20 protein-coding genes, 1 other RNA gene and 1 pseudogene are annotated in these 23,487 nt (G+C 37.0%); 7 read left to right on the forward strand and 15 right to left on the reverse strand.

Going from position 1 to position 23,487, the window contains the following annotated elements:
- From BGO88_RS02065 to BGO88_RS02075, 3 genes are all read left to right on the forward strand, one after another.
- The coding region (locus BGO88_RS02065) for a T9SS type B sorting domain-containing protein (protein WP_286705773.1) at positions 1-1,216 on the forward strand (1,216 nt) is incomplete at its 5' end.
- 48 nt (positions 1,217-1,264) lie between these two features.
- Entirely contained in the window at positions 1,265-2,176 is a 912-nt protein-coding gene (locus BGO88_RS02070) for a PorP/SprF family type IX secretion system membrane protein (RefSeq protein WP_056066682.1), read from the forward strand.
- A 12-nt stretch (positions 2,177-2,188) separates the two neighbouring features.
- Positions 2,189-4,132, forward strand: coding sequence for an OmpA family protein (locus tag BGO88_RS02075; protein ID WP_286705774.1), 1,944 nt, complete (start codon positions 2,189-2,191; stop codon positions 4,130-4,132).
- A gap of 351 nt (positions 4,133-4,483) precedes the next feature.
- Here BGO88_RS02075 and BGO88_RS02080 read toward each other — a convergent pair whose 3' ends face one another.
- The 6 genes from BGO88_RS02080 to pyrR form a co-directional block, all read right to left on the reverse strand.
- Positions 4,484-4,990, reverse strand: coding sequence for a CAP domain-containing protein (locus BGO88_RS02080; protein ID WP_101472075.1), 507 nt, complete (start codon positions 4,988-4,990; stop codon positions 4,484-4,486).
- Positions 4,991-5,175: 185 nt separating this feature from the next.
- Complete coding sequence (gene pdxH / locus BGO88_RS02085; protein ID WP_286705775.1) at positions 5,176-5,817, reverse strand: pyridoxamine 5'-phosphate oxidase; 642 nt, start codon at positions 5,815-5,817, stop codon at positions 5,176-5,178.
- Positions 5,818-6,141: 324 nt separating this feature from the next.
- Positions 6,142-7,047: a ribonuclease Z gene (locus tag BGO88_RS02090; RefSeq protein ID WP_101472077.1), complete on the reverse strand. Its 906-nt coding sequence runs from the start codon at positions 7,045-7,047 to the stop codon at positions 6,142-6,144.
- A gap of 62 nt (positions 7,048-7,109) precedes the next feature.
- Positions 7,110-7,442, reverse strand: coding sequence for a hypothetical protein (locus tag BGO88_RS02095; RefSeq protein ID WP_056066668.1), 333 nt, complete (start codon positions 7,440-7,442; stop codon positions 7,110-7,112).
- Positions 7,443-7,510: 68 nt separating this feature from the next.
- Positions 7,511-8,440 (reverse strand): aspartate carbamoyltransferase catalytic subunit, encoded by a 930-nt coding sequence (locus BGO88_RS02100; protein WP_056066663.1) that lies wholly within the window; start codon positions 8,438-8,440, stop codon positions 7,511-7,513.
- Between the two features lie 35 nt (positions 8,441-8,475).
- Positions 8,476-9,015 carry a bifunctional pyr operon transcriptional regulator/uracil phosphoribosyltransferase PyrR gene (gene pyrR / locus BGO88_RS02105; protein WP_056066660.1) on the reverse strand — a complete coding sequence of 180 codons (540 nt, stop codon included), beginning with the start codon at positions 9,013-9,015 and terminating at the stop codon, positions 8,476-8,478.
- Between the two features lie 396 nt (positions 9,016-9,411).
- Here pyrR and BGO88_RS02110 point away from each other — a divergent pair, with 396 nt between their 5' ends.
- Positions 9,412-9,576 carry a hypothetical protein gene (locus BGO88_RS02110; protein WP_286705776.1) on the forward strand — a complete coding sequence of 55 codons (165 nt, stop codon included), beginning with the start codon at positions 9,412-9,414 and terminating at the stop codon, positions 9,574-9,576.
- Between the two features lie 87 nt (positions 9,577-9,663).
- Here the strand turns inward: BGO88_RS02110 and BGO88_RS02115 are convergent, their stop codons facing one another.
- Complete coding sequence (locus BGO88_RS02115; protein ID WP_056066657.1) at positions 9,664-11,280, reverse strand: ABC-F family ATP-binding cassette domain-containing protein; 1,617 nt, start codon at positions 11,278-11,280, stop codon at positions 9,664-9,666.
- 216 nt (positions 11,281-11,496) lie between these two features.
- Between BGO88_RS02115 and BGO88_RS02120 the strand changes: the two genes are divergently transcribed.
- Entirely contained in the window at positions 11,497-12,906 is a 1,410-nt protein-coding gene (locus BGO88_RS02120; RefSeq protein ID WP_286705777.1) for a TlpA family protein disulfide reductase, read from the forward strand.
- 35 nt (positions 12,907-12,941) lie between these two features.
- On the opposite strand, the gene BGO88_RS02125 is transcribed toward BGO88_RS02120, so the two are convergent.
- From BGO88_RS02125 to ffs, 4 genes and pseudogenes are all read right to left on the reverse strand, one after another.
- The gene (locus tag BGO88_RS02125; RefSeq protein WP_286705778.1) at positions 12,942-13,379 is read right to left on the reverse strand and encodes a nuclear transport factor 2 family protein; all 438 of its coding nucleotides are present in this window, start codon (positions 13,377-13,379) and stop codon (positions 12,942-12,944) included.
- Between the two features lie 153 nt (positions 13,380-13,532).
- Positions 13,533-14,189 (reverse strand): fructose-6-phosphate aldolase, encoded by a 657-nt coding sequence (gene fsa, locus BGO88_RS02130; RefSeq protein ID WP_056066650.1) that lies wholly within the window; start codon positions 14,187-14,189, stop codon positions 13,533-13,535.
- Positions 14,190-14,257: 68 nt separating this feature from the next.
- A pseudogene (locus BGO88_RS02135) lies at positions 14,258-15,061 on the reverse strand (SDR family oxidoreductase).
- A 128-nt stretch (positions 15,062-15,189) separates the two neighbouring features.
- Positions 15,190-15,288: signal recognition particle sRNA small type (gene ffs / locus BGO88_RS02140), an RNA gene on the reverse strand.
- Between the two features lie 89 nt (positions 15,289-15,377).
- On the opposite strand from ffs, the gene BGO88_RS02145 reads away from it, so the two are divergent.
- Positions 15,378-16,439, forward strand: coding sequence for a glutaminyl-peptide cyclotransferase (locus BGO88_RS02145; RefSeq protein ID WP_286705779.1), 1,062 nt, complete (start codon positions 15,378-15,380; stop codon positions 16,437-16,439).
- Between the two features lie 6 nt (positions 16,440-16,445).
- On the forward strand, positions 16,446-17,129 hold the full coding sequence (locus BGO88_RS02150; RefSeq protein ID WP_286705780.1) for a carboxypeptidase-like regulatory domain-containing protein: 684 nt from the start codon (positions 16,446-16,448) through the stop codon (positions 17,127-17,129).
- Positions 17,130-17,172: 43 nt separating this feature from the next.
- Here the strand turns inward: BGO88_RS02150 and BGO88_RS02155 are convergent, their stop codons facing one another.
- From BGO88_RS02155 to BGO88_RS02170, 4 genes are all read right to left on the reverse strand, one after another.
- A complete protein-coding gene (locus BGO88_RS02155) occupies positions 17,173-17,808 on the reverse strand; it encodes a hypothetical protein (protein WP_286705781.1) in 636 nt (211 codons plus the stop codon).
- A 119-nt stretch (positions 17,809-17,927) separates the two neighbouring features.
- Positions 17,928-19,820 carry a molecular chaperone DnaK gene (gene dnaK, locus BGO88_RS02160; protein ID WP_056066637.1) on the reverse strand — a complete coding sequence of 631 codons (1,893 nt, stop codon included), beginning with the start codon at positions 19,818-19,820 and terminating at the stop codon, positions 17,928-17,930.
- A 144-nt stretch (positions 19,821-19,964) separates the two neighbouring features.
- Entirely contained in the window at positions 19,965-20,939 is a 975-nt protein-coding gene (locus BGO88_RS02165; RefSeq protein WP_286705782.1) for an endo alpha-1,4 polygalactosaminidase, read from the reverse strand.
- 41 nt (positions 20,940-20,980) lie between these two features.
- Complete coding sequence (locus BGO88_RS02170) at positions 20,981-23,482, reverse strand: M14 family zinc carboxypeptidase (protein ID WP_286705783.1); 2,502 nt, start codon at positions 23,480-23,482, stop codon at positions 20,981-20,983.
- Positions 23,483-23,487 lie beyond the last annotated feature (5 nt).

A 23,487-nucleotide genomic window follows, 5' to 3' on the forward strand; every position in this document is an offset into this window, starting at 1 on the left:
TGTAACGTTCGCTGAGACAAGAACCGATGGTACCTGTGCCGGAAGTGTAACGTTCGCTGAGACAAGAACCGATGGTACCTGTGCCGGAAGCTACACCCTTACAAGAAAATGGACGGCTACAGACCTTTGCGGCAATAATGCCGAACACACTCAGGTAGTGACTGTAACTGATAACCAAGGCCCTACATTCGTAGAAACTGTGCCTACAGATATTATTGTGGCTTGTGGATCTGTTCCAACAGCACCAACACTTACAGCTACTGATAACTGTAGTATGGCTACTGTTACAATGCTTGAAACTATTGAAAATGGTGCTTGTGCTGGAGATAAGATTATCACAAGAACCTGGACAGCGGTTGATTTATGCAACAACATAACTTCTGCAACACAGATAATAACTGTAGAAGATAATATGGCTCCTACTTTGGTTACTCCTATAGAAACGACTATAAATGTTGTTTGTAGTGAGGTTCCTGAAGTCCCTGTTTTAGAATTTACAGACTCTTGTTCTTCAGTAGAAAGTCTTATATTTGATGAACAGATTGAAAATCAGACAGCAACAGGTTATACTATCACCAGATCTTGGTCTGCAACTGACAGCTGTGGAAATTCAAATGTAGTTACGCAAACAATAAATGTTACGATATCAAATCCTACACAAACAATTGCCAGCGAATTATGTGTTGAAGATCTTTCAATCGATCTGTTTACATTACTTGACAATTCTATAGAAAGAACGGGAACATGGATTGACACAAATAACTCTCGAGGATTACTCGGAAGTATTTTCAATCCTGCCAATGTTACGCTTGGAGATTATGTATTGAGCTATGTAATTGCTGACGGCGATTGCCCTAGAACAATTCAAATCAACATGAACGTAAATGATGACTGTGTTGTTTTGGCACCATGTGAAATTATAGTTCATAATGCTATGACACCAAACGGAGATGGTTTGAATGAATTCTTCCAGATCGAGGGGCTTGATTGTTATCCAAACAATACTGTAGAAATATACAATCGTTGGGGAGTATTAGTATTTGATGCCCAAGGCTATGACAATACGACTAAAGTATTTAGAGGAGTATCTGAAGGTCGTGCTACAGTAAAAAAATCAGAAGAATTACCTGATGGAACTTACTACTACGTACTGAAATATGTCGATGCTGAAGGAAGATCCAGAGAAAAAGCAAGTTATCTATATATTAATAGATAAAGTCCAACTTCCAGGGATGCAAATCCCTGGAACTAAACAAATAAATAAATGAAAACAAAATTTTTATTTTTCGCTTTACTGTTGACAGGTTTTGCAGGTTTTGCGCAACAAGATGCCCAGTACACTCAATACATGTACAACACTATTAATATAAACCCGGCCTATGCCGGTTCCAGAGGCGTGATGAGTATTTTCGGCCTTCATAGAACCCAATGGGTTGGTTTGGATGGAGCTCCTGTAACCAATGCAGTTTCTTTAAACACACCTATCAATAATAGTAAATTAGGAATCGGACTTTCTTTTGTCAATGACAGAATTGGCCCGACAGACGAAAACACTATTTCTGCTGATATATCTTATACTGTTCAGACATCGGAAACTTATAAACTTTCGTTTGGTATTAAAGGAACGGCCAATCTTTTTAGCCTGGACGTAAACAAATTAAACCCTGCCGATGCCGGTGACCCTCACCTGCAGAATTTCAACAATAATTTTACTCCAAATTTTGGAGCCGGGGTTTACTTCCATTCCGATAAATTATATGTAGGTCTTTCCGTTCCTAACTTTTTACAGACAACCCGTTATGAAGACAACTCCGTTTCGGTTTATAAAGAAAGGATGAATTTTTATTTCATCGGTGGTTATGTATTTGATTTGAGCCCTAGTATTAAATTTAAGCCTGCATTCCTTATGAAAACCATTCAGGGTGCTCCCCTACAACTTGACGTATCCGGTAATTTCTTATTCAACGATAAATTTACCATTGGAGCAGCCTGGAGATGGGATGCCGCGGTTAGTGCGATGGCTGGTTTCCAGGTTACAGAAGGTTTGTTTGTAGGTTATGGATATGACTTAGAAACAACAAAGCTGTCCAATTATAACTCCGGCTCACACGAAATATTCCTTCGATTTGAGCTTTTCAACAAGTTTAACAAATTAACTTCACCTAGGTTCTTCTAATACTGTGCAATCATGAAAATCAAATTTATATACCTCGCATTTTTAAGTACAGTCTGCTTTAGCGGATATGCGCAAAAATCGGCTGTGGCATCAGCAGATAAGAAATATGAGAAATATGCTTACATTGATGCTATAAAAACCTATGAGCGTGTTGCTGAAAAAGGATACAAGTCGCAAGATATGCTTCAAAAACTTGGAAACTCTTACTACTTTAATGCTGATTTGGAAAATGCTGCCAAATGGTATGGTGAGCTTTTTGCCATGACGCAGGATGTAGAGCCTGAATATTTTTACCGTTATTCACAATCTCTAAAAGGAATTGGAGAATATGATAAGGCTAATGAGATGCTTCAAAAATTCAATCAGAAGTCAGGTACTGATTCTCATGGGAAACTATATGAGGAAAAGAAAAATTATCTGGAAGAAATCAGGAAAAATTCCGGAAGGTATAAAATCGATAATGCCGGGATAAATTCTGAATATTCTGATTATGGAAGTGCTTTCTTTGGAGATAAAGTAGTTTTTACTTCTGCACGGGATACCGGAAACTTTTCAAAGAGACAGCATTCATGGACGAATATGTATTTTACCAATATGTATGTTTCTGATCTGAGTGCAGACGGTGCATTATCGGCTCCACAAAAGTTTGCAAAAAGTCTGAATACCAAATTCCATGAAGCCACTCCGGCTTTTTCCAAAGATGGAAAGACCATGTATTTTACCCGAAATAATTATAACGATGGTAAAAAAGGCAAAAGTAGCGATAAGGTAACTTTATTAAAAATCTACAAGGCAACTTTAGAAGGTGACAAATGGACAAATGTTACGGAACTTCCTTTCAACAATAACAATTACAGTGTGGCCCACCCTGCTTTGAGTCCGGATGGAAAAACAATGTATTTTGCTTCTGATATGCCGGGAACTTTAGGACAATCTGATATTTTTAAAGTCAGCATTAATGCCGATGGAAGTTTCGGAACACCGGAAAACCTTGGACCTAAAATCAATACTCCGGGAAGAGAATCTTTTCCTTTTGTATCAGATGAAAATGAGTTGTATTTTGCTTCCGATGGCCAGCTTGGCTTGGGTGGTTTTGATATTTTTGTTTCAAAAATTGGAAACGACGGTAGCATTAAAGAAGTTAAAAACATTGGAGAACCTGCCAATAGCAAAAAAGATGATTTTGCCTATATCATTAACTCTAAAACAAGAATTGGCTTTTTAAGTTCCAACAGAGACGGCGGAAATGGCAATGATGATATCTACAAATTTGTTGAAACCAAAAGATTGGAATTTGAATGTGAACAGCTTTTGGCCGGAACCATAACCGATTTGGAAACCGGAGCGATTCTTCCAAATACAAAAGTGACTTTATTTGATGAAAAATTCAACAAATTAAAAGAAGTAACATCTGATGCTTCCGGAAAATATTCTTTTGAGGATGTACAATGCGGTAAATCGTATTATGTAAGAGCCGAAAAACAAGACTATGTAACCAAGGAATCCCGAATAACCTTACCAAATGAAAACGGTGAAACCGACCTTCCAATTGCTTTGGAAAAAACAGTCAAGAAAGTTAAAGTTGGTGATGACCTTGCAAAAGCATTCGGTATCAAGATAATTTACTTTGACCTTGATAAATGGAATATCCGTCCGGATGCAGCTACTGATCTTGCAAAAATTGTTGATGTGATGAAAGAATACCCAACCATGAAAGTTGACGTAAGATCACATACAGACAGTCGTCAGACACACAAATACAATGAAAGGCTATCTGACAGAAGAGCCAAATCAACTATTGCGTGGATGATTAACGATGGAATACAAGCTTCACGATTAAGCGGAAAAGGTTATGGAGAAACTCAATTGGTAAACAAATGCTCTGATGGGGTTCCATGTTCTGAAGAAGAGCACCAATTGAACAGAAGAAGTGAATTTATTATTACTGAATTATAACATACTTAAATGCCATAAAAAGCAAAAGCATCCTGGACTAGCAGGATGCTTTTTTTGTTATTGACCTATTGTAATATATTTTTAAAATATATCCCCATACAATAGTTTTCACGCAGACCTTAATGAAAGAATAATTCAGAACAAAAGAACAATCTTTAATGAATGTATTTTAAAAAAATAATCCACGAAAATTAAACCCCATCTAATATTAATTATCTAAAAAAATAATTCCTGTCAAATTATTGCAATCAATAGTATGGAAAGGTGAACGTAAATAACAATCTTTTTGGGCTGTCTCAAAAAAAAGACTGCAATACAAACTGCAGTCTTATGATACTGAGCTTTACCCGTTTATTTTTTGATGAACATATTGGTATAATATTTTCGTCCTGATTCCGGACTGATACGGACTGACATTCCAAAATGAGTAAAATCTCCTTCAATATTTGCTTTATGGCTCGGGCTCTCAAGCCAGGCATGTAAAGCCGCTTGTGGAGTGTTATAATTATAAGCCACATTTTCATTGACTTTAACCGCTCCCAATACCTGTATCAGGTTTTGTGACCTTTCTTCGAAATAAGCATGATTGACAACGTTGTTTTCAATCATGTATTCGTTGTGTTCTTCTGATTTGTAAGAAATGTGATTGATTGGTTGTAAAGCCGGTAAATTGAGCGATTGTCTGTGTTCGTTAATAATACGCATCAATTCTAATTCTGTGGGATTGTAATCATAATTTTCTACCAAAGTAGAATTTCCATTTGTCAGGTTACTGTCATCAGATGAATCTGAAGAACAGGATAACATTGTGAACAAAAAAGCCACTGGCATTAATGTTCTTAGCATTATTGCTTTCATAGGTTAAGTGTTTTGGTTCATAATTCGAAAAAGCCTTTGGGAAAACTTCTTCAAATTGTCAGTAAGATTTATGATGGGGCACAACTCTTACTTAACGATTCAATATTACAAAATCATCGTTGAACTGCAAAATAAAATCGACGAAATGCATGTTTTTGTATTTTTCATGCTATTATTCCTATAAATCATGAGGAAAGTCTGTCCTTTTTCCATGTGTTTTCGCGGTATTGGAAACGAATTCTATCATGAAGCCTGTTGGGCCTACCCTGCCAGAATTCCATCTCATAAGGCTTGACCAGATAACCTCCCCAATAAGCCGGACGAGCGATTACTTTTCCTGTAAATTCTTCTTCCAGATTTTTTACCTTAATTTCCAGAACTTCTCTGTTTTCTATGATTTCACTTTGGTGTGAGGCAAGTGCTCCTAATTGGCTTCCAAATGGCCTGGATTGGAAATAAGCATCTGAAATTTCATCAGCTGTTTTTTCAGCTGTCCCTTTAATGATAACCTGTCTTTCTGCGTAAGGCCAAAAGAAAGAAAGACAAACATTCGGGTTTTCAGCTATGGCTTTTCCTTTTTCAGATTCGTAATTGGTAAAGAAAATAAAACCTTCCGGGGTGAGTTGTTTTAAAAGCACGATTCTTGATTTAGGGAAACCGTCTTTCCCGATAGTGGCAATAGTCATTGCATTCACTTCTTCTGTCCCTCCTATAGCTTCGGCTTCCTGAAACCACAAGTCAAATAATTCAAAAGGATTGTCCGGTATGGCAGTTTCTATCAGTCCACTTTTTTCGTATGATTTTCTGTAATCGCTTAAATCTTTCATAGCTTGGTCAATTGGAAAATTTGAATTACAAAGTTACAAACTTTGTGAAGCTGAGATATGATATTTGTCAGGATGTTTTTTTGAGTTGCTAAGCGGCTAAGGTTCTGAGGTACTAAGGCTCTGAGGTTTTGAGTTATTAAGGAAAAAGTACTGAGGTTCTGAGGAAATAAGTTTGTTTGAGGTTCAAAATTTGACCCTAGTTAATAAACCAATCTTAGCATCTTAGCCGCTTAGAATCTTAAAATCTTTTTAAAAAGAAAACACATTATCTTAGTTACTTAGCGACTTCAAAAGAAAACCTTAGTACCTTATCCACTTAGTACCTCAAAAAGAAAAACTTTCCCCGTCATCTCCCAAAAAGACATTCGGGAAAATAGTTTCTGCTTCTTCTTTGAATTTCTGAATCGATTCGTATCGTGTGGAATAATGGCCCAATACCAGATTTTTGGCATTTGCCTTAAGTGCAATCCGGGCAGCTTCTTTAGCCGTTGAGTGCATGGTCTTTTCAGCGAGCAAAACTTCTGATTCCAAAAAGGTAGATTCATGATAAAGAACATCTACGTTTTCAATCAGCGGTAATATATCTTCATTATACACCGTATCCGAACAAAACGCATAGCTTTTTGGAGTATCCGGATCAAAAGTCAGTTCGGCATTAGGAATCACGCGACCATCTTCTAAAGTAATATCTCCGCCATATTTGATTTTTTTATAATAAACCTGGTCGATTTCATATTCCTGTACCGCATCAATATTGAGCTTTCTTTCGCTGAACTTTTCGAGGAATAAATAGCCATTAGTATATATCCTGTGTTTAAGCGGAATTGTCTTTACAATTACCTTATCATCTTCAAAAACGGTTTCGGACACATCCGATTCCAGTTCATGGAAATAAAGATTGTAATTGGTCCACGAATTGGAAAGCTTTAATTGCAGTGTAATAATCTCTTTTATTCCCTTTGGCCCATAAATATGCAGGTCATTGACCCTGTTCAAAAGCATGTAGGTAGAAACCAGACCAACAAGTCCGTAGACATGGTCTCCATGAAGGTGAGAAATAAAAATGTGGTTTATTTTGGAAAATTTGATCTTGTTTTTCCGTAGCTGAACCTGTGTCCCCTCACCACAGTCTATGAGAAACATCCGGTCTCTTATTTCCAAAACCTGCGATGTCGGATTTGTAATAGTTCTGGGTGTAGCGGCATAACAGCCAAGAATCGTCAGCTTCATTTTTTACTCTTAAATCTAAAAATCTTAAATCCGAAATCTTTCCGAAATCTTAAATCAAAAACCTAAAATCCTAAATCTCTTTCAATTTCCTCCATCTCAATAATATCATGGGCTTCAAGAAGAGTCGGAACCACAATCATTTCATCAGGCACTTCGTTAAAGTCAAAATCATTGACAACAATTACAAATGATTTTTTTGCTTTTCGGTGTTTGTTTGACAACGATAGAAAAGAAAGTATCTGGTCCAAGCTCACATCTTTGTCGGATGAGATATCCAAAACCAGGTTATGGTTTTTGAAGCTCCCATATTCATTTGTTACTTTTTCCAGAAAAGAACCTACATTACCCTGCGTATCTTTTATTACTGTTGTATGTCCTTTTTGATCCACTTTCATATTGTCTTATTTTTTAGAAGTAAAGTTTGCTAAGTCCAAAGTTACAAAGGTTTTTGGCTTTTTTATTCCTATTGTTTAATTTTTGATGCCAGAAGATAAATTACTGCCATACGTACTGCCACACCATTTTCAACCTGGTTTAGGATAACAGACTGTTGCGAATCGGCTACATCAGAAGAGATTTCGACACCTCTATTGATTGGTCCTGGGTGCATGATTACGATTTCCTTATTTAGCGAATCTAAAAATGCCTTATCTACTCCGTATTGCTGTGTATATTCTCTTGTGGAAGGGAAATAATTCACATCCATTCTTTCATTTTGTACCCTGAGCATATTGGCCACATCACACCATTCAAGTGCTTTTCTAAGGTTGGGTTCCACACCAACTCCCAAAGATTCGATATATTTTGGAATTAAGGTTTTAGGTCCGCAAACTTTGACTTCGGCTCCTTGCATTTTAAGGGCATAAATATTGGAAAGCGCCACACGTGAATGCAGAATATCACCTACAATCACGACTTTCTTTCCGGCAACTTCGCCTAGTTTTTCTCTTATCGTAAAAGAATCCAATAAACCTTGCGTTGGATGTTCGTGTGCACCATCGCCGGCATTGACAATACTCGCATTGACATTTTGTGAAAGAAAATAAGCCGCTCCCGGATTGGAATGCCTCATGACTACCATATCAACCTTCATTGAAAGGATATTATTGACAGTATCAATTAGGGTTTCTCCCTTTTTAACCGATGACTGCGCTGCTGAAAAGCTGATAACATCAGCCGAAAGGCGTTTTTGTGCCAATTCAAAAGACAGTTTGGTTCTGGTACTGTTTTCAAAAAATATATTAGCTATGGTAATATCTCGAAGCGAAGGAACTTTTTTAATTGGTCGGTTGATGACTTCCTTAAAATGATCGGCTGTTTCAAAAATAAGGTCAATATCCTGTTTGGTGATATATTTTATTCCTAATAAATGATTTACGCTTAATTCGCTCATTTTTATATGTGTTGTTGTGTTGTTATTTTAAGAACTTAATTGGTTACAAGGTAAACCACATCTTCTCCCTCCTGTTCTTTCCAGCATACCTTCACCTTTTCATTGTTTATGGAATCGACCTGTCTGCCTCTGTAATCCGGCTGGATTGGCAAATGGCGGCTAAATCGCCTGTCAATCAAAACCAGCAACTCAATTTCTGATGGCCTCCCAAAGGATTGGATGGCAGTCAAAGCAGAGCGGATGCTTCTTCCTGTATATAAGACATCATCAATGAAAATGACTTTCTTATTTTCTACCAAAAAGTTAATCTGTGTTTTATTGGCTTCCAAAGGCTTTTCTGTCCTGCGGAAATCATCCCTGAAAAAAGTGATATCAAGATAGCCTAAGGCAACATCCTGTACTTTATATTCTTTTAAAAGTAATTCCTTCAGGCGTTCTGCCAAAAAGGTTCCGCGAGGCTGGATTCCTACAAGGATAGTATCTGAAAAATCCAAATGCTTTTCAATTAACTGACAGGCCAAACGATGCAGAATGATATTGACTTCTTTTGAAGTAAGCAATATTTTTTGACTCATAATGAAGTGTTGTGTTTGGTTTGTAAAAGTAGGCAAAATTTACTTCCAAGTAAAATAAAAATACAGTTTTGCCCTAACCTGCTTCCATACTAAAATGATACTTACCAAAAACACGCAAACTCAACATCTCAGAACCTTAACCTTAGCGCCTCTACTTGGTAGCTGCTTTTATTTTGCCACAGATTAGAATGATTTTACAGATTGATAAAGAAAGTACAAAAAACTCGCTTTCAATTAACTTTCTCTTTTAGATATAAAAACACACCAACTTAGCATCTCAGAACCTTAGCAACTTAGCCCCTTATTAAAATTATATAACCAAAAGCATTAATCATGTAATATTTTTCTTCGTAAAAAGAAGACCTTTATCATATACAAATCAAAAACAGAAAAGCCATGAACAAATTATTGAAAATAAACATACTGCTCCTGATACTTTTTACCTTTTCAAGCTGTGAAGTTGTCGAAGGTATTTTTAACTTAGGCGTTGGCGTTGGCGTTTTTATTGTCATTGCCATTATTGCCCTTGTAATTTTTATTATCAGCAGATTTAAAAAATAAAAATAAAACCAAAACCTAACCAACCACCTTTAAACCAAAAAATCCCGTTACCTGCGAGTAACGGGATTTTTTTATGGTGTTCTATTATTAAGAATACATTTTCTTTCTTAGTTCCTGTACTTTTTCATCATCCAGATAATCGTCAAATGTCATATATCTGTCGATTGCTCCTTTAGGCGTCAGTTCAATAACCCTGTTACCCACTGTTTGGGCAAATTCATGGTCATGTGTCGTGAAAATAACCGAACCTTTGTAATTTTTCAATGAGTTGTTGAAAGCTGTAATCGATTCCAAGTCCAAGTGGTTTGTTGGCTCGTCAAGCATCAGTACATTGGCTCTCTGCATCATCATTCTCGAAAGCATGCAACGCACCTTTTCACCTCCAGACAAAACGCGGCTAATTTTCAAAGCTTCTTCACCAGAGAAAATCATTTTTCCTAAGAATCCACGGATATAAACTTCATCACGCTCTTCTTCTGTTTTTGCCCACTGTCTTAACCAATCAACCAGATTCAGGTCGTTGTCAAAGAATTCATGGTTTTCAACCGGAAGATAGGCCTGTGTTGTTGTGATTCCCCATTCAAAAGTTCCGGAATCTGCCTTCTTATTACCATTCAGAATTTCATAAAAGGCTGTTGTAGCACGTGAATCTTTAGAGAAAAGGACAATCTTATCGCCCTTTGCCATATTCAAATCTACACCGGTGAATAACGTTTCGCCATCAATTGAAGCACTCAGATTAGTGATATTCAAAATCTGGTCTCCCGCCTCTCTCTCCTGTTCAAAAATAATGGCAGGATAACGTCGGCTTGATGGTTTGATTTCGGCAATATTCAGTTTGCTAATCATTTTTTTACGCGAAGTAGCCTGTTTGGATTTTGCTACGTTGGCACTGAAACGGCGAATGAATTCTTCCAATTCCTGTTTCTTTTCTTCGGCCTTCTTGTTTTGCTGTGCTCTTTGTTTTGCAGCCAATTGGCTTGATTCGTACCAGAATGTATAGTTCCCTGAATAGTGGTTGATTTTTCCGAAATCAATATCTGAAATATGCGTACAAACCGCATCCAGAAAGTGACGGTCGTGTGATACTACAATTACTGTATTCTCATAATTCGCCAAAAAGTTTTCCAACCATGCAATTGTTTCAAAATCCAGGTCGTTGGTAGGCTCATCCATGATTAATACATCAGGATTTCCAAAAAGCGCCTGTGCCAAAAGCACACGAACCTTTAGTTTTCCTTCCATATCGCCCATTAAAGTATAGTGACTGTCTTCATTGATACCTAAATTCGAAAGCAAAGAAGCTGCATCAGAATCGGCGTTCCATCCGTTCATTTCTTCAAACTGCACCTGAAGCTCACCGATTCTTTCCGCATTTTCATCGGTATAGTCCAGATAAAGTTCATCCATTTCTTTCTTAACAGCATAAAGAACTTTGTTCCCCATCATTACCGTTTCCAAAACCGTATGCTCATCAAACATGTTGTGGTTCTGGTTCAATACGGACATACGTTTGCCCGGCTCCAGGAAGACATGTCCCGAAGTTGGCTCAAAATCTCCCGAAAGTATTTTTAAGAATGTAGATTTTCCAGCACCATTTGCTCCAATGACTCCATAAATATTACCATCTGTAAAGGTTGTATTTACTTCATCAAACAAAACTCTCTTGCCAAATTGTACTGATAAATTATTTACTGTTAACATGAATATAGTTTTAAAAAAGTTTTGCAAAAGTAGAAAAAATACTGCACTTTTGGCACAAGAACAAGATATACTTTAAAACATAGCCTAAACTTCTGATTCAAATAAATCTCTGTTATTTAACGGCATTCTAAATAATTGACATTGTTTACATTTAACTATGCCTTAACAGAGAGTTTGGTTGCGTCTGAATATTTTTGTCTATTAGATTCAAATTAAATGCACAATTTAAAAGTTTTCAAAATCGTATCGCTTTCTTTTCTTTCCATGCTGTCCCTGTGCTCGTGTGAAAAGAAATTCAAAAGCGATAATTTCACTGCTTACTTTGGCGGAGAGGTTTCAAATCCACTAAACCGCTACGTTTTGTTTCTTAAGGACAATAAGGTTATTGACACTATTCCTTTGGACCGAAACAATAGGTTTTTCAAAAAATTTGATTCCCTGGCTCCCGGATTGTATACTTTTAAACATGAGCCGGAATACCAATACGTTTATTTTGATAAGAACGACAGTATCATGGTACGCATGAACTCAAATGATTTTGACGAATCTGTCGTATTTTGCGGACGCGGAGAAGAAAAGAATAATTTCCTGATGGAGATGTATCTTAAGAATGAGGAAGACCGGGACAAGATGTTTACTGTATTTGACTATGACGTCAATAAGTTTACAAAATACATCGATTCTGCCTATCATTCCCGAAAAAGCTACTACAATTCAAAAAAAGAATTATTGAAATGGAGCGACGATTTTGATACCTATGCCCTGGCTTCTCTCGATTTTCCTTACTATACCAAAAAAGAAATTTATCCGGTCATACACGAAATACGAACCGGAGAAAATATCAGCGAAAAACTTCCAAAGAATTTTTACGAATACCGCGATGAGATTGATTACAATAATAAAGGTCTGACAAACTTCTCGCCTTTTGTAAAATATCTTACCTACATGCTGAATAATATGGCAATGGAAAAAGCCGACGATAATGCTTCACCTGAAGACAAGGCTTTAGAAATGAACATCACCAAGCTGAATATTGCCGATACGCTTTTCAAAAATCCGGAAATCAAAAATACCATTCTCGACAATATTGCCTTCGCCTATCTATTGGAAGACCAGCACATACTGAACAACAAAAAATTCCTTGACCGATATAACGAACTGTCAACCGATAAGGGAAACCAGAACGAAATTATCAAAATAGGGAACGCAATTCAGATGTTGAAAAATGACAATGCCTTACCTAATGTAGACCTGATTGACCTTAATGGAGAAACAGTAAACAGCAAAAATATTATTAAAGGCAAAACCGTTATTTTTTTCTGGACTGAAAATGCAAAATCCCATTTCGAAACGGCACACCGTAAAGCTATGGAATTAAAGGCCAAACATCCGGGTTATAATTTTATTGCTATCAATGTTGATGATAACCAGTCAAAATGGAAAAACAATCTTTCGAAATACAAATTTGATAAAATCGAAGAATTCCGGGTAAAGGATTTTGAAGAACTAAAACAGAAATGGGTGATTACGAAAATACACCGTGCCATCATCACAAATGCGGACGGAACTATTAATAATGCTTTTGTAAATCTGTTTGACGTTAAATTTGTTGACTATCTGAAATAACAAATCAGCTCTCAAAGTCGCAGATACACTGGCTATTAATTAGCTCTTTTTCTGGTATCGGCAATATGAATAATTTTCCATAGGCCATTATCTTTAAGTAATTGGAATGAGTTCACCCCTTTATGTGCTAATTTTCCATTTACATAAAATTCATACGGTGTCCAGACATGCGCCAAGGAGCCTTCCACGTTGAAACTATATGAAAGCAGGCGTTCCTCGAATTTCGTATTCTTAGAAATTGCCGCTATAGATTTTGCAAAATCAGAAAACTTTTCAGTTGTTATCTTCCTTGTTATGGTACTTTCAGATATTGAATGTAATATCATATTTGAATAACAGACAGATTTCATTTTTAGGCTGTCTCTTGTATGAAAACCATCAAAAAAGGTTTGTATCGATTGACGGATTTCGGCTTCCTGTGCCATTAGGGACTGAAAGCAAATAAAGAAAACAATGGTTACTAATTTTCGCATTATGCTTTTTTTAATGTTCATGGATAAATTTAGCATAAAATAATTAATAGAACCAAAATTAACAGGTGTCTAATTCAGATACTATGAATATGTTATTTACCAAAACAAAAAAAATCCCGCAAAAGCGGGATTTTTTATATCTGATAAATTCTATTATTTATTTCCTTTTTCAAAATCAGCAACAAACTGTGCCAATCCGATATCTGTCAAAGGGTGTTTCAACAGTCCAGTAATAGCAGAAAGCGGTCCTGTCATTACATCAGCACCTATCTTGGCACAATTAACGATGTGCATTGTATGACGCACAGAAGCAGCCAGGATTTCTGTTTCAAAACCATAATTATCATAAATCTCACGGATTTCCTGAATCAGGTTCAAACCATCTGTAGAAACATCATCCAAACGACCAATAAAAGGAGAAACATAGGTAGCTCCTGCTTTTGCAGCCAAAATAGCCTGTCCTGCAGAAAATACCAGAGTAACGTTTGTTTTGATTCCTTTATCAGAAAAGTATTTTGCAGCCATTACACCTTCTTTAGTCATTGGCAACTTAACAACAATCTGCTCGTGCAATTCGGCCAACTCCTCACCTTCTTTCACCATGCCTTCAAAATCAAGTGCATTTACCTCGGCACTCACATCACCGTCTACAAGATTGCAGATATCTACATAATGCTTTAAAATATTATTTTTTCCTGTGATGCCCTCTTTCGCCATCAATGAAGGGTTTGTAGTTACACCATCCAATACACCAAGTGCTTGTGCTTCTTTGATTTGAGCCAGATTAGCCGTGTCGATAAAAAATTTCATTTGTTATAATTTAATTTGTGTGTTTCTGCTTAAAGTAATGAGTTAAAACTCAAAATTCGGTTGCAAAATTACAATTTATAATGGTTCATCAGCATTTTTTCATAAACTTTATCCGGCAATACCCGTTTTAATATGATGGAAAATTTTTGCATAAAAACCCCCACTTTATAATGGATTTTCGGATTGGGAGTTTCAATAATTTTCGCTACAGCAATTGCCATCATATCGGGGTTGCTTCCTGAATTGACATGCTCGTCCATCATTTTAAGCGTATCTCCATAAGGTTTTTCATAAGCCGAACCTTTAATCAGAGGTGCATGAAATCTTCCTGAAGCAATATTGGTTGCAAAATCTCAGGGAGCAATATTGGTAATTTTTATACCAAAATTTTTGACTTCCATACGCAGGGCTTCGGTAATTAGTTCCAATGCTCCTTTTGAAGCCGAATAAACGCTTCTGTACGGCAATCCCATGTAACCGGCTATAGAAGTCACATTAATGATTAAACCCGATTTCTGGGAACGCATTTGTGGCAATACAGCTTTCATGACTTCAATTGGCCCGAAAAAATTGGTTTCGAAATTGTTTTTGATTTCAGAAGTCGGGATTTCTTCCAAAGGTCCCGTAATTCCAACTCCGGCATTATTGATGACTACATCCAGTCTCCCTGCTTTCTGTATGACTTCTGAAACTGCATTTTTAATACTTTCAGCATCTCTCACATCCAGAGCCACTAAAGGAAATTTAGAATCTGTAATACGCTCCGGATTCCGGCTGCTACCAAAAACTGTATAGCCTTTTTGGGTCAGATAATCCCCTATTGATTTTCCGATTCCTGACGAACCGCCTGTAATTAATATAGTTTTAGACATTTTGACTTCTTAGAAGTTTAGAAATTGAAGCCAAATTTAGTGTTTATTTTTTATCCAAACCCTTTCAGGGTTTAAAACCCTGAAAGGGTTTGGATAAAAAATCCTCCTCAAAGGGAAGATTTAAAAAAAAATGGCAAGCGACCTACATCGCACCGCTACAACCGCTTACCCTTGCTGCGTTCCCACCCTGGGGGAGTCTGCAGGAGCTGGTCGTGTAGGACTTGCCGGTGCAAATATACAAACATTTTATATTTTTGCAAGGCCCTTGGCGGTTATAAAATAAAGGTTGTATATTGTCATAATCAATTTTAAAACAATGAAAAAACATAAACTATTAGCATTCATTTTATTAGGAACTGTACTTGTATCCTGCGGAGATAATGAAAAAGATAAAAAAAATTTATTCAGCATTGAACAATCGGGCTTAAAAGCGACTTATCAGCCTCAGGAATCGCTTTCTTTGGTTCTGAACAACGACAAAAACAAGACTATCGATTCGATAGTCTACTATATAAATGAAAAAAGAGTTGGTGGCGTTAAAGGAAACAATAAGTTCGATTTTCCTTTAGCCGATTCTAAATTGGGGTACCAGCAGATAAAGGCAATCGTCTATTATGAAGGACAAAATGCAGAAACGGATGCCCGTATTGAAGTTGTTTCCAATGTAAAACCAAAATTACTTTCCTATACCATCGTAAACACCTATCCTCATGACGAAACTTCCTATACACAAGGATTGGAATTCTACAGAGATACTTTATTTGAAGGAACCGGACAACGCGGTACTTCCAAATTGCTAAAAACAGACTACAAAACCGGAAAAGCCTACCAGTCTGTTAATCTTGAAGGTAAATATTTTGGAGAAGGAATTACCATCTTAAACAACAAGGTATATCAATTAACCTGGCAGGAAAATACAGGGTTTATCTACAATGCAGATAATCTAAAACAAATCAGGACTTTTAATTACTTTAAAAATATAGAAGGCTGGGGATTGTGTAATGACGGAAAGCAGATTTACCAGTCTGACGGAACAGAGAAAATCTGGGTGTTAGACCCGGAAACTATGAAAGAAACAGATTATATCAATGTATATTCTGAATCCAGCAAAATAAAAGCGGTGAATGAATTGGAATGGGTTAACGGGAAAATCTACGGAAATGTTTACCAAAAAGACGCTGTTGCTGTCATCAATCCAAAAACCGGAGCTGTAGAAGGTATTATTGACCTGAGAGAGCTAAAGACAAAAGTAAATATGATGGGCCACGATTTAGGTAATGACGTATTAAACGGATTAGCCTACAATCCAAAAACCAAAACACTTTTTGTAACCGGAAAAAGATGGAACAAAATGTTTGAAATCAAAGTTTCGGAATAAGCTTGTATGTCCGGCAAAGTCAACATAACAATTCCAAAACCCTGCCATGAAAACTGGCATGAGATGACTCTTGCCGAAAAAGGGCGGTTCTGCAATTCGTGCCAGAAAACGGTATATGATTTTACACGATTTTCTGACAGGCAGCTTATTGACAAAATCAATTCAGAATCCAATATATGCGGACGTTTTTTGGCATCACAACTCAATAAAGACTTGAGGATACCAAAAGAGAAAAGCAGTATCTGGATTGCAGGAATTTCAGGAATATTGAGTTTTTTGAGTTTGGGAAACCAAGAGATTTATGCTCAAGAAAATGTAAAAACAGAACAAACAGAAGAAAAAAGCAATGTTGAAAAAACAATCGACAATTCTTCTGTTCCTGACATAGAAATTACAGGATTTGTATTTGACGAAGGTAAATTACCTTTGCCTGTTGCTTCTGTTACAATAGAGGGCAAATCAATTAGCTCGAAGACAGATTTTGATGGTAAATTTTCAATTATGGCTAGCAAAGGAGATTTATTGAAATTTAATCTTATTGGTTATAAAGAAGTATCAGTTATGGTTAATTCTAAAAAACCGATTATTGTCAAATTAGAAACAACAGAACCAATGTTAATTGGAGAGGTAGCATACCGAAGAACTTTCTTCGGAAGGATTTTCCATTCCATAGGAAATCTTTTCAGATAAAAAATAAAAACCGAGCATGTAGCTCGGTTTTTTTTATACTTGGTTAGGCCTTCTTTTTCTTGGCAGGTGTTGAAGCCGGAGCTACACTTGTTGTTTTTCCGTCAACATATTTTTTTTCAGCCGCATTAAATGTAAACGTATTCTGCTGTGTTTTGTTCTTTTGGACAATATCACCGTCAGGCGTCAGCGAAAATTCAAAACCTTCCCTCCTTACCTTTTCCTGTGTTTCGGAAGCATTTTTCAACCTATCCAAAAATACTTTTTCTGTGATATTGGTAGTCGTTTGCTGATTTGAAAACAGTTTTGTTTTTGTGGTCACATCATATACTTCAGAGAATAACGTACTGCGTACCTCTGTCTTTAAATCAGTTTTAGTTGTCTGCTCTTCTGTCCAGGTCAGCAAGTATAAAGGCGTTCCTTTTGCAGAAAAGGCTTTTAGTGCACAATTCTTAGGCAAACTATTTTCGTCAACAGTTTTGATACCTATGGTGTCCTTTTTAGCTTTATTATTAATGAACAGGTAAAAATTTCCTTTTACGATTTCGGCCGTAAGATTATCTGCTTTTGCCAGTGCTGTAGAAGCCGGTTTGGCAGGAGCTTTCTTTTTGGCTCCTTTTTTCTGTCCATAACTTAAAGATGCCGTTAACAGGATCAGTATTAAAAATAAGGTCTTTTTCATATTTTGTTTTTTAGAAAGCCTAAAATACAAAAAATATAAAACCATAATTGTTAAAAGTGACAAACAAAAAAAGCGCAGGGTTATGAATCCTGCGCTTTTAAAATATAATCTAAAAGTGATTATTTCACTTCTTCGTAGTCAACATCCTGAACGTTGTCACCACCGTTAGCATCACCTTGTGGTTGTGCATCCTGCGGAGCTCCCTGAGCATCACCTTGCTTGTACATTTCTTCAGAAGCATTTTTCCATGCCTCATTCAATTTGTCTAAAGCCGGTTGGATAGCTGCTAAATCCTGGCTTCCGTGAGCTGCTTTCAAATCAGTCAACGCGCTTTCAATAGCTGCTTTGTTACCTTCAGATAGTTTTTCACCAAATTCTTTCAACTGATTTTCAGTTTGGAAAATCATGCTGTCAGCTTCGTTCAATTTTTCAATTTTCTCTTTAGCTGCCTTGTCAGAATCTGCATTAGCTTCTGCCTCTTTTTTCATTCTTTCGATTTCTTCCTGAGTCAATCCTGAAGAAGCCTCAATTCTGATATCGTGTGATTTTCCTGTTCCTTTATCGGTTGCAGAAACTTTGATGATACCGTTAGCATCAATATCAAAAGTTACTTCAATCTGAGGGATTCCTCTTCCTGCCGGCGGAATTCCATCTAAGTGGAAACGTCCGATAGTTTTGTTATCTGCCGCTAAAGCTCTTTCTCCTTGCAAAACGTGGATTTCAACCGATGGCTGGTTATCTGCTGCAGTAGAGAATACTTGTGATTTTTTAGTTGGGATTGTTGTGTTTGACTCAATCAATTTTGTCATAACACCACCCATAGTTTCGATACCCAGAGAAAGTGGCGTAACGTCTAACAACAATACGTCTTTTACATCTCCAGACAAAACTCCACCTTGAATAGCAGCACCAATAGCTACTACCTCATCCGGGTTAACTCCTTTAGATGGTTTTTTGTTGAAGAATTTCTCTACTTCTTCCTGAATTTTAGGAATACGTGTAGAACCTCCTACCAAGATTACCTCATCAATATCTGAAATGCTTAATCCTGCATCTTTTAACGCTTTTGCTACAGGAGCCATAGAACGCTTAACCAAACTATCTGTTAACTGGTCAAATTTAGCTCTGGTCAATGTTTTTACCAAGTGCTTAGGTCCTGTTGCCGTAGCTGTAACATATGGCAGGTTAATTTCTGTTTGTGCAGAAGACGACAATTCAATTTTTGCTTTTTCAGCAGCTTCTTTCAAACGTTGCAATGACATTGGGTCCTGACGCAAATCCAAACCTTCTTCAGCTTTGAATTCTTCTGCCAACCAGTCAATAACAGCCTGGTCAAAGTCATCACCTCCTAAGTGTGTGTCTCCGTTAGTAGACAATACTTCGAAAACTCCATCACCTAATTCAAGGATAGAAATATCAAAAGTACCACCTCCTAAATCGTAAACGGCAATCTTTTGATCTTTCCCTTTTTTATCCAAACCATAAGCCAATGCAGCTGCAGTAGGCTCGTTGATAATACGCATTACTTTCAAACCGGCAATTTCACCAGCTTCTTTTGTTGCCTGACGTTGCGCATCGTTAAAGTAAGCAGGAACTGTAATAACCGCTTCTGTTACAGACTGACCTAAATAATCTTCAGCTGTTTTTTTCATTTTTTGAAGTGTCATTGCAGACAATTCCTGTGGCGTATAAAGACGTCCGTCGATATCCACACGTGGTGTATCGTTATCACCTTTTACTACTTTGTAGGCAACATTTTGAGCTTCTTTATTACTTTCAGAGAATTTATTTCCCATGAAACGCTTGATAGAAGCAATAGTTTTAGTTGGATTGGTCACTGCTTGTCTTTTAGCAGGGTCACCAACTTTGATTTCACCACCATCAACAAATGCAATTACTGACGGCGTTGTTCTTTTTCCTTCAGCATTAGGGATTACAACTGGCTCGCTACCTTCCATTACAGCAACGCAAGAGTTCGTTGTTCCTAAGTCAATTCCGATTATTTTACCCATGTTTTTATATGTATTTTGTTTTTTACTAGTTTTATAAACTCGTGAACTAGTAGACAATCTTTGTGCCAAGCGTTAAAATATTTAAAATTGTCAGTTTTTGTTAAAATTGACATTTTTAAATCTGACAAGATGACATCATTGCTTTTATCTTTCAAAATACTCAAAGGCATCAATAATATCTAAATAGACCCCGTCAAAATTGGCGTCTATAATTTTATTAAGATAGGAATTATTATTCTTATAAATAATCTTCTGCCAGTCTTCATTCCAATATTTTACTTTGAAATTGCCCGGCCAGTCCGGATTTTCGGTAGCCATCCAATCCGGCTTAGAGGTATGCCACGAGGGCTGCCAATAGTAACGGTAGTTTTCAGATTCTCCAATTGACATATAGCAGATAACCATCCGCTTTCCTCCATTGGCTTTATTACGCAATTGATTAATTTCTACGGCTGTAAACTGTTCATCGTTGAAAAACAGGTCCATAATGATTACATCATAATTTGTGGCCTTTACCGCATTGATAAATGCCAGCTTTGAAGTAAAATTCTCTGAATTTATAAGATAAAGAAAGTTTTTCGCCTGTGACAAGTTTGCAACTACTGCATCATTGGAGTTATTGGGAGCCGTGGCCGGAATTGCAGTCAGGTCGCGTTTTGGAGCAGCATAGGAAATATAACCGCTTACAGTATTAACCTGATAGGAGTTACTGGATTTTGAAGGTGAAGAACAATAATCTGTGACCAATATGGTTTTCCTGTTACTTTTGGAGACATTTAAAAAGCCTTTCAGATAGTTTGAAACACTTGTAGGAGTTGCCTGGTCATCGTTATCATATCCGTAAAACAAATCTTCCTGACCGTTTCCGTCAATAGCATTTAAATAATCCTGCGACGGACTGCCATCGGCTTCTCCATTCACAGTAACCAGTTCTATTCCGTTTTGGGGGATGACAGCAAAACCGGGCTTAATACTTTTTGCCTTTTGACTAATTCCGATAACGAAATTACGCATGTCTTGTCTGAAATTACGGTTTTCGATATCAGGAGTCGTTGAGTCATTATCTTTGTCACAACCCAAAAAGGCCAATGCTATTGCCAACAGGACTAACTTTTTCATGTATTTTTTTATATGATAACGGTAGTATCTGTTTTTTAGTCTCAATCAACTAAAAACAAAGCGTTACTGAATAGTAAATTTCCATTTTCCCAAAACCCTCTAAAAAGAGGATTGTCGATCATATAAATTATCTTTCCCCTGCCAACCGGTTCTACGGCAAATGAAACCGTATTCCCGAGTTTCTTTTTCAGGTTGGCACCAATGAATCCGTAACTTTTATAATTTTCCGGAACATAGGCCACATTCCACACATTTTTAAGAACCTTAAAATATTTGTCGGATGTTTTAAGGCTATAATATTTGTCACCCAAACCATAAGAAAGCGGATGTGTTTTGTCCAACACATTTTCTATTATGGCACCCGGAACACCATTTGACACAGAACGTCTTTCCGTTTTTTGGTATTCCTTAAAACGTGATGTCAATGCTTCCTCATCGCTTTGTTTTTTGGCAGCGTCTTTTTCTTCGTTGGTTGCAAACTGTGACAGATTGTAACCTTCCCTGTTTTCAAATAAACTTAAAGCATTTTGAATAGCAATTGTTTTACCTCCTTTTGAGATAAAATCGTCAATACTTTTCCTCTGACTGTCTGACAAATCATACCATCCATCAGCTAAAATCAAGGTATTATAATCGGTCAGATTAATCATTCCTAAATAATCCGCATCCAAAATACTTACCGGATAATCTATAATCTGGTCCATATAAAACCAAACCTGTCCGAAATCTGTCGGACTGACATTTTTCCCACTTAAAAGAAGAATTTTTGGTGCTTTCAGCAATTGGAAGTTTTCGCCACCCAAATCAGTTCCGTCCGTAGAAAAACCACTCTTAATGACACTATAATCATTTTTTTCTGCCAAAAGCCCGGCCATTGTCTTTTCAAATTCGGGAAGCTTTGTATTGTCCGATTTTAAAACAATCAAATCTCCCATGTTTAGCTTTATATCTCCAAAAGCCGAATTTTTTTTCGAATAACGAACCTTAACATTCTTCTTTAGTAAAGAAGCTGCAATTTTTGCAGAAGTCCTGTTGTTCCAGGGGATATAAAAAGCATAAGCCGTTTCAGGAAGCACTTTGGTATTGCTTATTTTGCTTTCTCTTGTTTTTATAACCAAAGCATTTTTAAGAGCATAGCTTTCTATTCCAAAAGCGTGAGGTAAAGCCCAGGCCGTAATATCATAGGTAAGACTGTCTGATAATCTCTGGTAAGGTTCAAATAACACTTGCGTCAGGACAGATTTTGGCTGACTTGCCTGTATAATCATATCTCCCGATTCTACAGAAAATGCTTTTTCTTTGTCTGATTGGTAATGGTAGCCTGAAAGTTTTTTTGTTTCGTCAGCATACGCAAATTGGATGTGATTCTGCTTTAGCATCACGGCAAGCTGTTCGACCTTACCATCATTTTTTATAACATAGGTTTTGTATTTTCCTTTAGGATTTTGCCTGCTGTCTTTAAAGTAAGCCTTGAAATCAGCTATTAGCTTTTCTTTTCTGCCGGAAGCGGTTTCAACGGCAGTCAATACCGCAACTGTATGGTGGTTAATACGGTCCTGCAAGGTCAATATGTTCCCGTTTTGCATTAAAACGGCTCTTCCCGCTCCTATTCCACCCTGCTCATAAGTCATTCCTATCGCACCGTTAAAGCTAGGATAAGTATCGCCATAACTCGGATAGAATAAATCAAAACGTTCTCTGGTATAATAATTCCAACCTTCAGCATCAAACTTTTTAGACGTATTCTCCCCTATTACATTATGGAAATCACGTTGCGGTTTGGTTATAAAATCATGGAATGGTTCCGCAGCCGGAGGAAAAAAATATGGCTCGTTATAGCCCATTTCATGAACATCTACATGCACTTCCGGCATCCAGCGGTTATACAAAACCATTCGCTGCTGGGTTTCAATCTGAGTCTGCCAGGCCCAATCCCTGTTCAGGTCATAGGCATAATGATTCTGTCTTCCTCCCGGCCAGGGCTCTATGTGCTCACGGTCTGTCAATTCGGGATGCAGGTTTTTACCTGATATGTCGCGAAGCCAGTTTCCATATCTTGAAAAACCATCCGGATTCAGACATGGGTCGAGTATCACGATTGTATTTTCAAGCCATTGTTTTGTTGTTGTATTCTGCGGATTCAATAGCTCATAGGCTACTTTCATTGAGCTTTCTGCCGCTCCTATTTCGTTGCCATGTACGTTAAAACTTAACCAGACTATGGCCTTTTCTGTTTCTGCAGCAGGCTTTTTGTCTGTCATACCTATAGAATACAAATGATAGTCGCGTATAGCTTCCAGATTTTTAAGATTTTCAGGTGTAGAAATATAATACACATTTAGGCTTCTTCCCTGCGAAGTAAAACCGTAAGATTCGTGTTTTATATATTCTGAATTTTCTTTTAGGTATTTAAAATAGGCTTCTATTTCATGATAAAAGCTTACCTGTTTCCCGTATTCGGGTAAAAAATCGGCAGGACTTTTAAGTTGGGCATAACCTGAAAGGCTGAAAGCTAGCAAGAAAGCAAAAAGTAGCTTTTTCATAAAAC

This window comes from Flavobacterium sp. 38-13, assembly GCF_001899155.1.
Lineage (GTDB): Bacteria > Bacteroidota > Bacteroidia > Flavobacteriales > Flavobacteriaceae > Flavobacterium > Flavobacterium lindanitolerans.

Bases quoted from the DNA above. Each gene is read 5' to 3' on its own strand.
- dnaK (WP_056066637.1), bottom strand. From the start codon at position 19,820: ATGGGTAAAATAATCGGAATTGACTTAGGAACAACGAACTCTTGCGTT.
- BGO88_RS02150 (WP_286705780.1), top strand. From the start codon at position 16,446: ATGTCCGGCAAAGTCAACATAACAATTCCAAAACCCTGCCATGAAAAC.
- BGO88_RS02080 (WP_101472075.1), bottom strand. From the start codon at position 4,990: ATGAAAGCAATAATGCTAAGAACATTAATGCCAGTGGCTTTTTTGTTC.
- BGO88_RS02070 (WP_056066682.1), top strand. From the start codon at position 1,265: ATGAAAACAAAATTTTTATTTTTCGCTTTACTGTTGACAGGTTTTGCA.
- BGO88_RS02095 (WP_056066668.1), bottom strand. From the start codon at position 7,442: ATGAAAGTGGATCAAAAAGGACATACAACAGTAATAAAAGATACGCAG.
- BGO88_RS02125 (WP_286705778.1), bottom strand. From the start codon at position 13,379: ATGCGAAAATTAGTAACCATTGTTTTCTTTATTTGCTTTCAGTCCCTA.
- pyrR (WP_056066660.1), bottom strand. From the start codon at position 9,015: ATGAGTCAAAAAATATTGCTTACTTCAAAAGAAGTCAATATCATTCTG.
- BGO88_RS02075 (WP_286705774.1), top strand. From the start codon at position 2,189: ATGAAAATCAAATTTATATACCTCGCATTTTTAAGTACAGTCTGCTTT.
- BGO88_RS02110 (WP_286705776.1), top strand. From the start codon at position 9,412: ATGAACAAATTATTGAAAATAAACATACTGCTCCTGATACTTTTTACC.
- BGO88_RS02170 (WP_286705783.1), bottom strand. From the start codon at position 23,482: ATGAAAAAGCTACTTTTTGCTTTCTTGCTAGCTTTCAGCCTTTCAGGT.
- BGO88_RS02120 (WP_286705777.1), top strand. From the start codon at position 11,497: ATGCACAATTTAAAAGTTTTCAAAATCGTATCGCTTTCTTTTCTTTCC.
- pdxH (WP_286705775.1), bottom strand. From the start codon at position 5,817: ATGAAAGATTTAAGCGATTACAGAAAATCATACGAAAAAAGTGGACTG.
- BGO88_RS02155 (WP_286705781.1), bottom strand. From the start codon at position 17,808: ATGAAAAAGACCTTATTTTTAATACTGATCCTGTTAACGGCATCTTTA.
- BGO88_RS02100 (WP_056066663.1), bottom strand. From the start codon at position 8,440: ATGAGCGAATTAAGCGTAAATCATTTATTAGGAATAAAATATATCACC.
- BGO88_RS02090 (WP_101472077.1), bottom strand. From the start codon at position 7,047: ATGAAGCTGACGATTCTTGGCTGTTATGCCGCTACACCCAGAACTATT.
- BGO88_RS02115 (WP_056066657.1), bottom strand. From the start codon at position 11,280: ATGTTAACAGTAAATAATTTATCAGTACAATTTGGCAAGAGAGTTTTG.
- BGO88_RS02165 (WP_286705782.1), bottom strand. From the start codon at position 20,939: ATGAAAAAGTTAGTCCTGTTGGCAATAGCATTGGCCTTTTTGGGTTGT.
- BGO88_RS02145 (WP_286705779.1), top strand. From the start codon at position 15,378: ATGAAAAAACATAAACTATTAGCATTCATTTTATTAGGAACTGTACTT.
- fsa (WP_056066650.1), bottom strand. From the start codon at position 14,189: ATGAAATTTTTTATCGACACGGCTAATCTGGCTCAAATCAAAGAAGCA.